This window comes from Bacillus sp. FSL M7-0307 (assembly GCF_038627835.1).
GTDB lineage: Bacteria > Bacillota > Bacilli > Bacillales > Bacillaceae > Bacillus > Bacillus altitudinis.
Genome location: NZ_CP152023.1, coordinates 3,134,798 through 3,148,332 on the forward strand (window position 1 = coordinate 3,134,798; position 13,535 = coordinate 3,148,332).

17 protein-coding genes are annotated in these 13,535 nt (G+C 43.5%); 1 reads left to right on the forward strand and 16 read right to left on the reverse strand.

Going from position 1 to position 13,535, the window contains the following annotated elements:
- Nucleotides 1-64: 64 nt before the first annotated feature.
- Genes hisIE through MHI41_RS16160 form a run of 8 tightly spaced genes read right to left on the reverse strand, consistent with a single transcriptional unit; the run spans nucleotide 65 to nucleotide 6,500 of the window.
- Entirely contained in the window at nucleotides 65-694 is a 630-nt protein-coding gene (hisIE, locus tag MHI41_RS16125; protein WP_076821147.1) for a bifunctional phosphoribosyl-AMP cyclohydrolase/phosphoribosyl-ATP diphosphatase HisIE, read from the reverse strand.
- Nucleotides 691-1,449, reverse strand: coding sequence for an imidazole glycerol phosphate synthase subunit HisF (hisF, locus tag MHI41_RS16130; RefSeq protein WP_342494303.1), 759 nt, complete (start codon nucleotides 1,447-1,449; stop codon nucleotides 691-693). Before hisF ends, hisIE begins: the two co-directional genes overlap by 4 nt.
- Complete coding sequence (hisA, locus tag MHI41_RS16135; protein ID WP_008348146.1) at nucleotides 1,446-2,183, reverse strand: 1-(5-phosphoribosyl)-5-[(5-phosphoribosylamino)methylideneamino]imidazole-4-carboxamide isomerase; 738 nt, start codon at nucleotides 2,181-2,183, stop codon at nucleotides 1,446-1,448. The genes hisF and hisA overlap by 4 nt, the downstream gene beginning before the upstream one ends.
- Nucleotides 2,180-2,818 (reverse strand): imidazole glycerol phosphate synthase subunit HisH, encoded by a 639-nt coding sequence (gene hisH, locus MHI41_RS16140; protein ID WP_019743396.1) that lies wholly within the window; start codon nucleotides 2,816-2,818, stop codon nucleotides 2,180-2,182. The genes hisA and hisH overlap by 4 nt, the downstream gene beginning before the upstream one ends.
- Nucleotides 2,818-3,402 carry an imidazoleglycerol-phosphate dehydratase HisB gene (hisB, locus tag MHI41_RS16145; RefSeq protein WP_017368110.1) on the reverse strand — a complete coding sequence of 195 codons (585 nt, stop codon included), beginning with the start codon at nucleotides 3,400-3,402 and terminating at the stop codon, nucleotides 2,818-2,820. The genes hisH and hisB overlap by 1 nt, the downstream gene beginning before the upstream one ends.
- The gene (hisD, locus tag MHI41_RS16150) at nucleotides 3,399-4,688 is read right to left on the reverse strand and encodes a histidinol dehydrogenase (RefSeq protein WP_050826641.1); all 1,290 of its coding nucleotides are present in this window, start codon (nucleotides 4,686-4,688) and stop codon (nucleotides 3,399-3,401) included. The genes hisB and hisD overlap by 4 nt, the downstream gene beginning before the upstream one ends.
- Nucleotides 4,685-5,332 (reverse strand): ATP phosphoribosyltransferase, encoded by a 648-nt coding sequence (gene hisG / locus MHI41_RS16155; protein ID WP_007500071.1) that lies wholly within the window; start codon nucleotides 5,330-5,332, stop codon nucleotides 4,685-4,687. The genes hisD and hisG overlap by 4 nt, the downstream gene beginning before the upstream one ends.
- Nucleotides 5,325-6,500, reverse strand: coding sequence for an ATP phosphoribosyltransferase regulatory subunit (locus tag MHI41_RS16160; protein ID WP_017368113.1), 1,176 nt, complete (start codon nucleotides 6,498-6,500; stop codon nucleotides 5,325-5,327). Before MHI41_RS16160 ends, hisG begins: the two co-directional genes overlap by 8 nt.
- Before the next feature lie 233 nt (nucleotides 6,501-6,733).
- On the opposite strand from MHI41_RS16160, the gene MHI41_RS16165 reads away from it, so the two are divergent.
- Complete coding sequence (locus tag MHI41_RS16165) at nucleotides 6,734-7,525, forward strand: C39 family peptidase (RefSeq protein WP_058213565.1); 792 nt, start codon at nucleotides 6,734-6,736, stop codon at nucleotides 7,523-7,525.
- 78 nt (nucleotides 7,526-7,603) lie between these two features.
- On the opposite strand, the gene MHI41_RS16170 is transcribed toward MHI41_RS16165, so the two are convergent.
- From MHI41_RS16170 to hprK, 8 genes are all read right to left on the reverse strand, one after another.
- A complete protein-coding gene (locus MHI41_RS16170; RefSeq protein ID WP_268449991.1) occupies nucleotides 7,604-8,236 on the reverse strand; it encodes a DsbA family protein in 633 nt (210 codons plus the stop codon).
- Nucleotides 8,237-8,292: 56 nt separating this feature from the next.
- Complete coding sequence (locus MHI41_RS16175) at nucleotides 8,293-8,934, reverse strand: NAD(P)-dependent oxidoreductase (RefSeq protein ID WP_025208036.1); 642 nt, start codon at nucleotides 8,932-8,934, stop codon at nucleotides 8,293-8,295.
- Nucleotides 8,935-9,021: 87 nt separating this feature from the next.
- The gene (locus MHI41_RS16180) at nucleotides 9,022-9,450 is read right to left on the reverse strand and encodes an Rrf2 family transcriptional regulator (protein ID WP_003213266.1); all 429 of its coding nucleotides are present in this window, start codon (nucleotides 9,448-9,450) and stop codon (nucleotides 9,022-9,024) included.
- Nucleotides 9,451-9,519: 69 nt separating this feature from the next.
- Nucleotides 9,520-10,038 (reverse strand): acyltransferase, encoded by a 519-nt coding sequence (locus tag MHI41_RS16185; protein ID WP_017368116.1) that lies wholly within the window; start codon nucleotides 10,036-10,038, stop codon nucleotides 9,520-9,522.
- A 1-nt stretch (nucleotide 10,039) separates the two neighbouring features.
- Nucleotides 10,040-10,690: a pyrophosphatase PpaX gene (gene ppaX / locus MHI41_RS16190; protein ID WP_017357895.1), complete on the reverse strand. Its 651-nt coding sequence runs from the start codon at nucleotides 10,688-10,690 to the stop codon at nucleotides 10,040-10,042.
- On the reverse strand, nucleotides 10,687-11,631 hold the full coding sequence (locus MHI41_RS16195; RefSeq protein ID WP_025208037.1) for a nucleoside recognition domain-containing protein: 945 nt from the start codon (nucleotides 11,629-11,631) through the stop codon (nucleotides 10,687-10,689). Before MHI41_RS16195 ends, ppaX begins: the two co-directional genes overlap by 4 nt.
- A gap of 16 nt (nucleotides 11,632-11,647) precedes the next feature.
- Entirely contained in the window at nucleotides 11,648-12,472 is an 825-nt protein-coding gene (gene lgt, locus MHI41_RS16200) for a prolipoprotein diacylglyceryl transferase (RefSeq protein ID WP_017368118.1), read from the reverse strand.
- An 11-nt stretch (nucleotides 12,473-12,483) separates the two neighbouring features.
- Nucleotides 12,484-13,416 carry an HPr(Ser) kinase/phosphatase gene (hprK, locus tag MHI41_RS16205; protein WP_003212943.1) on the reverse strand — a complete coding sequence of 311 codons (933 nt, stop codon included), beginning with the start codon at nucleotides 13,414-13,416 and terminating at the stop codon, nucleotides 12,484-12,486.
- Nucleotides 13,417-13,535: the final 119 nt, after the last annotated feature.

Here is a 13,535-nt window from a genome sequence, read left to right on the forward strand (position 1 = left end):
ACAAAAGGAAAGGAAGGATTTGTTTTTCATTTAAAAGCAAAAAGCCGGGGGTACCCCCAGCTTTTCATTCCCCTTGATGGCGCTTTTTCAATACCTTTAATACATCATCAAGAGGCAGCTGCTGTTCACGTAATAACACAAGAAGGTGATAAAGGAGATCTGCTGTTTCCCATTTCAATTCTTCTTGATCACGGTTCTTCGCTGCAATGATGACTTCAGAAGCTTCTTCCCCTACCTTTTTCAGGATTTTGTCGACTCCTTTTTCAAAGAGATAGGTTGTATAAGCTCCTTCTGGCATTTCCGTCTGCCGCTTCGCAATGACCTGTTCAAGTTCATTTAAAATGGCAAAGCGGTCTTGTTCTCCCCTTTGCTGTTTCACGCCCTCTTCCGAAAAACAGCTATAGCTGCCTGTATGGCAGGCTGGACCGCTTGGTGTCACTAGAACAAGCAGGGCATCTTGATCACAGTCATAGCGAATAGATGTAACACGCTGGGTGTGTCCAGATGTGGCTCCTTTGTGCCAAAGCTCATTTCTCGACCGGCTAAAAAACCATGTTTCCCCTGTCTCTAATGTTTTTTCATAGGATTCTTGATTCATATACGCCAAAGTAAGAACTTCCTTGCTTTGAGCATCCTGTACAATGGCAGGAATGAGACCTGCATCATTAAAGGTTAATTCGTTTGCCTGTTTCATCTTACCTTCACCCCGTGTTCTCTCAAATATGTCTTCACCTCTTGAATAGAGGTTTCTTTATAATGGAAAATAGAGGCTGCGAGTGCGGCATCAGCTTCACCTTTTGTAAAAGCCTCCAGCATATGCTGCGCATTGCCAGCACCTCCTGAAGCAATAACTGGCACTGTGACTGCTTCTAATACAAGCTTCGTCAAACGATGCTCAAAGCCCGTTTTCTCACCATCGGCATCCATGCTAGTCAGCAAGATCTCGCCTGCTCCTCTTCGCACGGCTTCTTTCGCCCAGTCACTCACTTCTAAATCCGTTTGACGGCGTCCTCCGTGCGTATAGACCATGTATGCTTGTTTCTCTTCATCGTATTTCGCATCAATCGCAACAACTATGCACTGTGAACCAAAAAAGTCGGCTCCTTCTGTTATTAGCTCCGGTCTTAAAACAGCCGCTGTGTTCACAGACACCTTGTCTGCCCCCGCTCTTAATATACGCTTCATGTCATCAAGGTGGTTAATCCCGCCGCCCACCGTGAACGGGATAGCGAGAGTGGATGCCACTTGTTTGACCACATCCACCATCGTTTTTCGGCCTTCATGAGAGGCAGATATATCAAGAAAGACGAGTTCATCCGCACCTTCCTCGTCATAGATCTGCGCTAATTCGACCGGATCACCAGCATCCTTCAACCCTAGAAATTGGATCCCTTTGACCACACGCCCTTCCTTTACATCAAGACATGGAATGATTCGTTTTGTCATCATATGCTGTCAAGCCCTTCAAACGCTTCAGCTAAAGTAAATTGCTTTGTGTACAGCGCCTTGCCAATGATTGCACCAGACACACCTGTCTGCTTTTGTGCTGACAGCTTTTGCAGATCACTCACTGCACTGACACCACCTGAGGCAATGACTTGTTTGCCAGTTGCTTCTGCTAATCGAACCGTACTTTCCACATTTGGACCAGACAGCATGCCATCCATTTGAATATCCGTGAAAATGAAGACCTCTGCGCCTTCCTTTGCCAGTTCCTGACCAAGTTCCTCCGCCTTTACTTCCGACGTTTCAAGCCAGCCTTCAGTCGATACAAAACCGTTTCGTGCATCAATGCCAATGGCGATTTTCTCCCCATATTGCGCCAGCATTTTTTTCACAAAAACCGGGTTCGACACCGCTGAACTGCCAAGAATGACTCTCGATACGCCATTGTTTAAATAAAATGCAACATCTTCTTCTGTCCGAATGCCGCCGCCAATTTGGACATTCACATCTAATGAGGAAGCAATCGATAGCACATGCTCGTGATTCACGCGTTTTCCTGCTTTTGCGCCATCTAAATCAACGAGATGTATCCATTTCGCTCCTTCATTTGCAAACAGTCTCGCCATGTCTAACGGTGAATCTCCATAAATGGTTTCTTGGTCATAGTCTCCTTGCACAAGTCGTACACATTTGCCATTTCTCATATCAATTGCTGGATATAATGTAAAATCACTCATTTGCTCACCCTCTGTTCGTTTGCTAATTGAATAAACTGTTTCAGCAGTGCCATTCCTGTTGTACTGCTTTTTTCAGGGTGAAACTGCGTTCCAAACACATTCCCCTTCCCAACAACGGCAGGTACTTGCACACCATAGGGTGCACTTGCCAATAGGTCTTCTGGATTCATGCCGCTCACATAATAAGAGTGAACAAAGTATGCAAATCCTTCCGGCACACCTTCAAACAATGGAGAGGGCTGATGAAATGTGAGCTCATTCCAGCCCATATGAGGCACCTTCAGCCTTTGTCCATCCTGATCACGATCCTTCAAAAGAACGACACGTCCTTTTAAAAGGCCTAGCCCTTTTGTTTTTCCTGCTTCTTCACTTTCTTCAAACAACAACTGCATGCCAAGGCAAATGCCAAATAACAGCTTTCCTTCCTGCACGACTTGGTGGATAAACGCCTCAAGTCCTGTCTGTCTTAACAGCTGCATCGCATCACGAAATGAACCGACTCCTGGCAAAATATACGCATCTGCCTTTTTCAGCTCCTCTGCTTCAGAAGACACGATATAAGACGCTCCTGCTCGTTCCAGTGCTTTTGATACGCTAAACAAATTTCCCATTCCATAGTCAATTACGCCAATCATTAGAGCATCCCCTTTGTCGACGGAATCCCTTTCACACGCGGATCAATGGTTGTTGCTTCATCTAAGGCGCGTGCCATCGCTTTAAAAATGGCTTCAATCATATGGTGGGTATTGGTTCCATAGTGAACGATCACATGAAGATTTATTCGTGCTTCAAGGGCAAATTTCCAAAGAAACTCATGAACCAGCTCCGTATCAAAGGTGCCGACCTTCTGACTAGGGAAATCGGCTCTCATTTCCAAATGAGGACGATTGCTTAAATCCACGACTACTTGAGCGAGTGTTTCATCCATTGGAACAAAACTAGAGCCGTAGCGCTTGATTCCTTTTTTATCACCGAGCGCTTCTTTAAACATCTGCCCAAGCACAATGCCAATATCTTCTGTTGTGTGGTGATCATCGACATCTGTGTCTCCTTTTGCATCTACAGTTAAGTTAAAATGTCCATGCTTCGTGAATAAGTCGAGCATGTGCGTCATAAAAGGGACATCTGTCTGAATATCTGCTTTTCCTTCGCCATCAATCTCTAGCGCTAACGAAATGTTCGTTTCATTTGTCTGTCTCGCTGTTTCCGCCTGTCTCATTTTGATTCCTCCCGCTTTCTCGCTTCAATCGATCTGGCATGTGCTTCAAGCCCTTCTAATCTTGCAAAAGCCGCAATGCTTTCCCTATGTGTTTCAAAGGCTTCTTTGCTATATGAAATGATGCTCGTTTTCTTTTGGAAATCTGTGACGCCGAGCGGACTAGAAAATCTTGCCGTCCCGTTTGTTGGCAGCACATGGTTCGGTCCTGCGAAGTAATCCCCTACCGGCTCTGGACTGTAACGCCCTAAGAAAATTGCTCCAGCATGCTTGATTTGACCAAGTAGTGATTCTGGATACGCCGTCAGCACTTCTAAATGCTCTGGGGCTAACTGGTTCACGATATCAACTGCACGATCCAAAGATTCTGTCACGTAAATATAACCATGGTCTTGAATAGATTGTGCTGCAATTGATTTCCTTGGCAAAGTATCAAGCTGCGCTTGCACCTCCGCTTGCACTCTTTCAGCCAATCCTTTAGATGGTGTCACCAAAATACTGGATGCCAATGCATCATGCTCTGCCTGTGAAAGCAAATCAGCTGCCACCTCATGTGCAGTTGCCGTTTCATCTGCTAAAACAGCAATTTCACTTGGACCCGCAATCATATCAATGTCTACTTGACCAAATACTTCCCGTTTGGCAAGTGCTACATAAATATTTCCTGGACCGGTGATTTTATCAACAGGCTGAATACTTTCCGTTCCATATGCAAGAGCGGCTATCGCCTGAGCACCGCCCATTTTGTACATTTCTGAAATGCCCAGCTCCTTCGCAGCTACTAGCACAGCGTCAGACAGACGGCCGTCATTTCCTGGCGGTGTCACAAGGACAATTCGCTCAACGCCGGCAACAAGTGCCGGGATGACATTCATTAAAACAGATGATGGATAAGCGGCCGTTCCCCCTGGGACATATACACCGACCGCATCAAGCGGTGTTACTTTCTGACCTAGCATTGAGCCGTCCTTTTGGTGATAAAACCAAGAGGAGGTCAGCTGACGCTCGTGGTATGTTCGAATATTCCGGATCGCCGTTTGGATGATTTGGATCATCTCCGGGTCCAAACGTTCGTAGGCTTTTGTCTTTTCATCCTCCGTCACAAGTGGCTGTTCAATAGAGACACCGTCAAATTGCTTCGTGAAAGACCGTACGGCTTCGTCACCATTTTTTCTCACTTCTTCGATAATCCGCTGAACAGCCAGTCGCTGCTCTTCCGTTCCTGTATCTAGAGAACGCTTGAGTGAGAGAGTGTCTGTCTCACCTTCTTGTATGTAGGTGATGTTCATGATGTTTCCTCCCCTTCTCCTTCGATGATTCTTGCCAGACGCTGCGCCATTTCATCGATTACCGCATCCTTCATTCGATAGCTCACAGGATTGACAATAAAACGTGACGTAATGTCACAAATATGTTCCGTTTCGACAAGCCCATTTTCCTTAAGTGTTTGACCGGTGGAGACAATGTCAACAATTCGATCGGCAAGTCCGATGAGCGGTGCTAATTCAATGGAACCATTTAGCTTAATGATCTCCACCTGCTCACCTTGTTCTCTAAAATAAGAAGAAGCGACATTTGGGTACTTTGTGGCCACACGCGGTGCGACACCGCCCCAGCTGGCTCCCGGCAAGCCCGCTACAGCTAAATGACATTTGCTAATGTTTAAATCGAGCACTTCGTACACATCCCGTGCTTCTTCAAGCATGACGTCTTTCCCTGCAATGCCCACATCCGCTACACCGTGCTCTACATATGTCGTCACATCCATTGGCTTCGCTAAAATAAAGCGGAGATTTTCTTCCGGTACATCAATGATTAATTTTCTTGAATCTTCGAATTCCTCCGGCAGCTGATATCCAGCCTGTCTTAATAGCCCTGCTGCTTCTTCAAATATCCGCCCCTTTGGCATTGCCATTGTCAACACTTTACCCATTTTGCTCTTCCTTTCTAGCGCCGATAAAATAAGTCACTTGCTCAAATGCCTTGGTCATGGCATCGATATTTTCAATACCTGCTAAGTCTTGGAGAACAATCCTTTTGCCTTTTGTCCGCTCTTTTTCTGCAAAATCAAATGCTTCAAGCCGTTGTTCTTTACTAAAAATCACAGCCTCTTGGGGCTCATTTATTTCTTTTGCGTCGAGTGCCTCAAGAAGACGGTCTAATCGAAGTCCGAAGCCTGTAGCGGGTGCGGGTGCATCAAAGTGAGCAAGCAATTGATCATACCTTCCTCCACTTCCGATCACAGACCCAACATGATCTGCAAATACTTCAAACAAAATTCCCGTATAGTAGCTCATATGACTGACCATGCTTAAATCCAAACGGATATATTCTGTACAGCCGTAATCTTCAAGTGTCTCCCACAGCGCCTTTAACTCCGCCAGCACTTCTTTTCCCTCTTGTGAGACCACAATTTCTTCAGCCTGCTGGGTCACTTCTTGACCGCCGCGCAGCTCTAAAAGCTGGAGCAGCCTTGTTTTATCGATGGATGAGAGAGGCAATTGTTTGACATGCTGCCTGTAGCCCACATAATTCTTTTCATATAAAAATCGGCGCAATACGTTCGCCCGCTCTGTATTCCCTAGTACATCTAAAAACAAGGTCTCTGCCAAAGCCACATGCCCAATCGCAATTTTGAAGGATTGAAGTCCGGCATTTTTTAATGCAAACACAACAAGCGCTATGACTTCAGCATCTGCACTAATCGAACCATCACCGATCAATTCAATACCGACCTGCTCAAATTCAGAAGGTCTTCCGCCTTCTCTTTCCTGTGCCCGAAACACGTTAGCTGCATAACCGACTCGAAGCGGATACGCCTGTTCGTGAAGCTTTGAAGCCGCCACTCTCGCAATTGGTCCCGTCATATCAGGTCTAAGCACAAGGGTTTGACCATTTTGATCAAGAAGCTTAAACAGCTGCGTATCTGTAATCGCCGATTGAACACCGACTGTATCGTAAAATTCAAGAGTTGGCGTTTCCATTAAACGATAACCCCAGCCATTCATGACCTCTGTTAAAGAATGCCTGACTCTTTTCTTCGTCTCATACAATCCTGGTAATGAATCTCGCATACCATATGGTTTTTCAAACATGAACATGTTCTTCCGCACCTCCAACACATTAAAACAAAAAATTCCGAATCCTTTAGTTCGCTAATATGATAATATGCTAACAAAATAAAGTGATTAAATCAATCATTTTTATTTTCCCCTTTTTTTCCTTAATCATTTGTTCATATATTACATTAAAATGACACCTAATCCTTTTTGGTCTCTTTGCTTTAGGAACATGCTATAATACTTAAAAATATTGAATAACACAGGAGATTACAGTGAAATTCATCCAGACATTAATCTTAACTTTGTTGTGCGCATGTCTTGTTTATTTCGGCTTTATTTACGTTTCACAATTCGACCAAGTCAAGAAAACAACGTCACCGCAAGAAGCCAAAGAAAAAGAAAATGATACCGCACTAGCAGCAGAAGAAACACGTTCTACGAAGAAAACAGAAACGACACATTCTAGTTTAAAAGGAAATAAAAAAGCCATGGACGTCATCCTCTTTAATCAAATGGATGCACCAAAGCTTTATAACGGATGCGAAGTCACGAGCTTAGCCATGCTTCTTCATTACAGCGGCTATGAGCATATAACGAAAAACGCATTGGCAAACGAGATTAAGCGTATCCCACTCAATTATGAGAATGGCTTAAAAGGAGACCCTCATGACGGGTTTGTAGGCGATATGGAGAATGGGCCAGGTCTTGGTGTGTACCACGAACCCATTTATCAGCTTGCGAAAAAATATGCAGGTAATCAAGCGGTGGACTTGACCGGCAAGCCAGTTAAAAAAGCCATTTACCAATCACTTGAAAAAGGTTATCCTGTCTGGGTCATTACCACTTCGACCTTTGCCAAAACAGATAACATTGAAACATGGAATACACCAAATGGGAAAATAGATATCAGCTTTAATATGCATAGCGTCGTCATCACTGGCTATGACAAAGATCATGTCTACTTAAATAATCCATACGGAGAAAAGAATCAAAAAGTCGATCGTGAACAGTTTGAGGATTCTTGGAAACAGATGGGCAGCCAGGCGATTATCATTAAAGCATAAACCACTTCTCCCATTGAAGAGAATGCACACATGCATCAAAAACATCCTCCATACGAATGGAGGATGTTTTTGAATGATTTATTTTTTTAGTATTTCCTTCAGACGGTCTTCAAGCTTTTCAGCCGTCATCGCACCCCCACCAAGGCTGATGTATTCATCCCCTTTTTTTAGTAAAAGTGTAGGATAGCCATTCACGTTCAATTGCTGAACCTTTGCAAAATCGGCATACGCATCATTGATCGTTTCTGTCTCATTCATTCGTTCAACCAATACATCAGGGTCAAGTTGGTGTTTCATAGCGATATCTCTATAAGTTTCTTCATCACTTAGGCTTTTTCCGTCTTGATAAAAGGCCTTTTGCATAGATGAAGCCAAGTACAATGCATGCTCTGGTGCGATGGATCTTAATGCTGAAAATCCAATTGCAGCAGCCTCAGAGTCTAAAATGAATGTTCCGTTTTCTAGCAACTCTTCGTAACGGTCTCCAAATTCGACACCTGTCAGCTGACTGATACGCTCGTTTGCTTCTGAAATGTGTGGATAATTCTTTATCGGTAGACGACGCTCTCCTACAAATAAACCGCCCGATACAAGTGTCAGTGGTATCTCAGGGTGATTTTCGTGTAAAGTACGGATGCTGTTTGAAAACCCATAACACCAGCCACAATACGCATCCCATACATAGATAAAAGATTTTTCTTGATCATTCATAAGACAGACTCCTCACTCATCGTTTTTTAGCGACAATGAAACGCATGTTATTCCACTTATTCTGCTTCAGAAACCACAGTAAAACGTTCTCCAACATGAGCAGCTTGTTCTATCTCATCGACAAGCGCAACGGCGTAGTCAGCATAACTCACATAGCTTTCACCCTTCGAATTGACTATAAGATGGTCTTTGCCTTTCACATAAGCACCTGTCCGTTTGCCTGCTGGATCAAAGAATGCAGCTGGACTAAGAAATGTCCATTTTACTCCTTCGGTCTTTTGAAGATCTATTAAATTTTCTCCTTGCTGTGAAGCAGTAGCAAAGTATTCCTTTGGAAACTCCGGTGTGTCCATCAGTCTAGTTGTTTTGGCCTCATCTACAAATAAACTTCCAGCACCTCCCACGACGATTAAACGCGTTTCTGGTGTCTCTTTCAAGAGATGAATGAGTTTTTTCCCTGCTTCTACATGAAGGTGCTCTTGTCCTGCTGGCGCACCAAATGCGTTTACGATCACATCAAAGCCTTTGACGTCTCCTGCCTCTAAGTGAAAAACATCCTTTTCTAAAACAGCTGCTGATGAATTAGTCACTTTTTGTGCATCTCGAACGATTGCCGTTACTTCGTGCCCTCTCGATTGAGCTTCTTTTAAAATGTGTTGTCCTGCTTTACCTGTTGCGCCAATGATTCCAATGTTCATGTAAATTCCTCCTACAATATAAGGTTATTTTGATCACTTAAGATGTAACCAATATGGTTACAACAGAGGTAAAAAAAATTGAATAGATCATCCAATTTTTTTGATTAAAACCTGCGTTAGTTCACTTAATTTGATCTCAGCAAGCACTTGCTCCATCGCACTTTGAGCACGGCACAAAATTAATTCTAGTACAGCTTGAATATTTGCACCGATCGGACAGTCAGGGTTTGGGCTTTCATGAATTTGAAACAACTCTCCCTCATCCACCACTTCAACCGCTTTATACACATCGAGCAGTGTAATGTCATCCTCACTTCGGTTTAATTGAGAACCGCCTTTGCCAAGACTCGTTGAGATTAGGCCTGCTTTTTTGAGCTTACTCATGATACGGCGAATGACCACTGGATTTGTATTGACACTTCCTGCGATATCCTCCGATGTCTGTAATGATCCTTTTTCAAGTGATAGCAAGGCCAGAATATGGACAGCGACAGTAAATCTGCTGCTGATTTTCATGTTTTCTCACCTCTGTTGTAATCATTATAGTTACACCATGTTAGAATGTCAACAAAAAAGTCTGCCGAGCTACTCAGCAGACGTAGATTGACGTGCTTCCATTTCCTCTTTTGTATATATCATCCGCATTGGATTACCTCCAACAAAGGAGCCTGCCGGAACATCTTTGTTCACAAGAGTTCCTGCCGATACAATCGCACCATCACCAATTGTCACTCCAGGTAGAATCGTTGAATTTGCCCCAATTAAGACTTCATCACCAATATAGACTTCCCCAAGCCTATACTCTTTAATCAAATACTCATGGGACAAAATGGTCGTGTTATAGCCAATCACACTATTTCGACCGACAGTGATTTTCTCAGGAAACATGAGATCGACCATCACCATTAAAGCAAACGCCGTATCCTCCCCGACTTTCATTCGAAGGAAGGTGCGATAAATCCAATTTTTCATTCCCATAAAAGGCGTATACCTTGCCATTTGAATAAAGATAAAGTTTTTCACAACCTTGAGAAAGGGGACCGTCCGATAGACTTGTCTAAGCGAATTGACCCCTTTGACAGGATAACGATCTGTTTTTCTCAACTTAATCAGCTCCAACAATCGCCAAGAGATCACTCATTTTCTGCAGCATATAATCAGGTCGATGCTTTAACAGGGCTTCTTCTCCCTTAATAGACCAAGCAACACCTGCTGTTTTCGTCCCTGCCGCTTGACCAGATAAAATGTCGTGATAGTTATCGCCAACCATGATCGCCTCATGCGGATCACTGCCGAGCTTGGATAATGCCAGCTGAACTGGTTCTGGATGTGGCTTTTCATTTTGTACATCATCAAGTGTGACAATGACCTCAAAAAAAGGCTCCAAACCAGTCAGCTTTAATCCCATTAAAACCGTATCACGTATTTTTGTAGTCACAATACCAAGCTTAAACCCTCGATCCTGAAGAATTTTCAACGTATCTAACACCGTCTCGTACTCCGTCACAAGCAGGTCATGCTGTTCATGATTAAACGTTCGATACATCTGAATCATGTCATCTGTCAGATTCGGATCCATTGCAGAGAATGTATCAAATAATGATGGACCAATGAAATGAAGGATATCCTCACGGCTGTATTGACCAGGGTAATAATGATCAAGCGTATGCTGAAATGAAGCAATAATTAATTCATTTGTATTGATTAATGTGCCATCTAAATCAAATAGCACTGTGTTAATAGTTGATTGGTTCATATGGCTTCCTTTCTAACAGCTGTATGTTCGCGCCTCCGCCAGATATAGCTGATGGCAGCTGTCAATAAAATAGCAGAAATAAGGCGAATAAGAAGAAGCGGCCAGACTGGAATACCTAAAGGAATGAAAATGAGTGTATCTTCGACCACCGCATGACACGCCACAAGGAAAATGAAAGCAAGCGTTAAATCCTTTTTGCTGACACCGTCCTCTTCCACTGCCTTCATCATGACGCCTGCCCCGTAGGCAAGACCAATGGTTAAACCAGCCACCATCGTCATAGACGTATTTTCTTTCATTCCAAGCATTCTCGTAAAAGGAGACAGCCACTTAGACAGCGTATGGAGCCACCCTAAGTCTCTCATAAATTGAATGATGATCATGAGAGGAATGACAATACAAGCCAGCTGCAGCACACCAAGAACAGCTTTCTGTAAAGCAAGAAGTACGATCATATACCAGCTAGAAGGCACATCAGCCGACTGAGCAGCTGTCAGCAAACCATATTGCGCCGGCTCCTCGCCTCCCTGCCAAACGAGGTGAATGACAATTGCTGACACGACGGCAAGACTGATTCTCACCAGCAAAATGACAGACACCCGCAGCCCAACCTTCGCCGCCACTGTTGATTCGATGATCAAGTTGTGACAAAAGGAGAGCATGACCGCTAAAATGAACACTTCCTTCACAGGCAGCTCTAATGTCAAGATGGCTGCAATACCCGCATACAAGTTCAGCATATTTCCTAAAACAAGCGGAATGGCCGCTTCCCCTGAAAGACCAAACAGGCCCATAAAAGGACGGATGAATTGTATCATCCAATCCATCACAGGTGTATGCTGCAAGATACTAACGAGAATGGTAACCGGAAAAATGACTTTTCCAAGTGTCCAAGTTGTCGATAACCCTGCTTTCAAGCCGTTTTTCCATGTCTCACCCATCTCTTATCCCCCTTGCTTAATTTGATGAGTTGTTCTCTTTATACCGTATAGATGCATATCCCTTGATTCTTCTAAACACAATCAGCAAAACAGCCACTGCAAATATGGCAATCGAAATCATCTGTGCAATTCGAAGATGCTCAGTCAGCATTAAGCTGTCTGTTCTCATTCCTTCAATGAAGAAACGGCCGATTGAATACCAGATTAAATAAGACAAGAAAATTTCGCCTCGACGCAATGATGTTCTACGTAATAAGATTAATATCAAAACGCCTGCGATATTCCATAATGATTCATATAAGAACGTAGGGTGATAGTAGGTCCCGTCAATGTACATCTGATTAATAATAAACTCAGGCAGGTGCAAATTTTCTAAAAAGGCTCTTGAAACAGCCTCACCATGCGCTTCCTGATTAATAAAGTTCCCCCAGCGCCCGATGGCTTGCCCTAGTAAAATACTAGGCGCTGCGACATCGGCGATTTTCCAAAAGGACACCTTTCTCACTTTAGTAAAGACAATCGCTGTCAGCACCGCCCCTATCAGTCCGCCATGTATGGCAATTCCACCATTCCAAATCTTGATGATTTCATTTGGGTGCTGCTGATAATAATCCCATTCAAAGGATACATAATAAATTCGTGCACAAATAATGGCGATAGGAATGGCAAATAAGATGAGATCAATAAACATATCTTTATTGATGCCTCTTTTTTCACACTCCCTTAATGCGAGCCAGAGTCCAAGCAGAGCTCCGACCCCAATAATCACACCATACCAATGAACCGAAATAGGTCCGAGCTGAAAAGCAATCGGATCAATTGGTTGAATTGCTTCATTCATATAGACAGCTCCTATTCATCCTGGCCATTGTCTTCAATGACATCGGCAAGTTTACTTGTAAATTGTTCCGCTGCATTATGTCCCATTCGTTTCAATCTGAAGTTCATAGCAGCTACCTCGATGATGACCGCTAAATTTCGTCCCGGACGTACAGGGATGGTCAGCTTTGGTACATCTGTATCGATGATCCGCATTTTTTCTTCCTCAAGTCCTAAACGGTCATACTGTTTGCCTTGTTCCCAAAGCTCAAGGTTCATAACAATCGTAATTCTCTTATAGCTTCTGACAGCGCCCGCTCCAAATAAGGTCATCACATTAATAATGCCTAATCCACGGATTTCTAGAAGGTGCTCAATCAGCTCTGGTGCGCTTCCAACTAACGTATCCTGATCCTCTTGCCTGATTTCCACGCAATCGTCTGCAACCAGCCTGTGTCCTCTCTTCACTAATTCTAAAGCCGTTTCACTTTTTCCTACGCCACTTTTTCCAATTAACAGTACACCTACACCATATACATCTACGAGTACGCCATGAATCGCAGTCGTTGGTGCAAGCTTGCTTTCTAAGAAGTTCGTTAATCGACTCGAAAGTCTTGTCGTTTTTAAGCTTGAGCGTAAAACCGGCACTCCATTTTCATTTGAAGCTTCGATCAATTCCTTTGGTACTTCACGATCTCGTGACAAAATGATGGCAGGGGTAATATCTGTACAAAGAGACATCATTCTCTGCTTTCGTTCGCGTTCTGGGAGCTGTTCAAAAAAAGAAAGCTCTGTCTTCCCTAAAAGTTGAACTCTTTCTTTTGGGTAATATGTAAAATATCCAGCCATTTCAATACCTGGTCTGGAAAGATCACTGATTGTAATGGGACGATTAATCCCTTCTTCCCCACTTACCAGTTCAAGATGAAATTGTTCCATTATGTCCTTCGTACGAACTTTCGGCACGCTTCTTCCTCCTTTTATCACAGGCGTTTCAGAAATACAGCTCTATTTTATCACTTTCAATGATGAACCCAAAACAGTATTTTATCCTGATCCTGTTTCACCACATTTACTGGTATAGA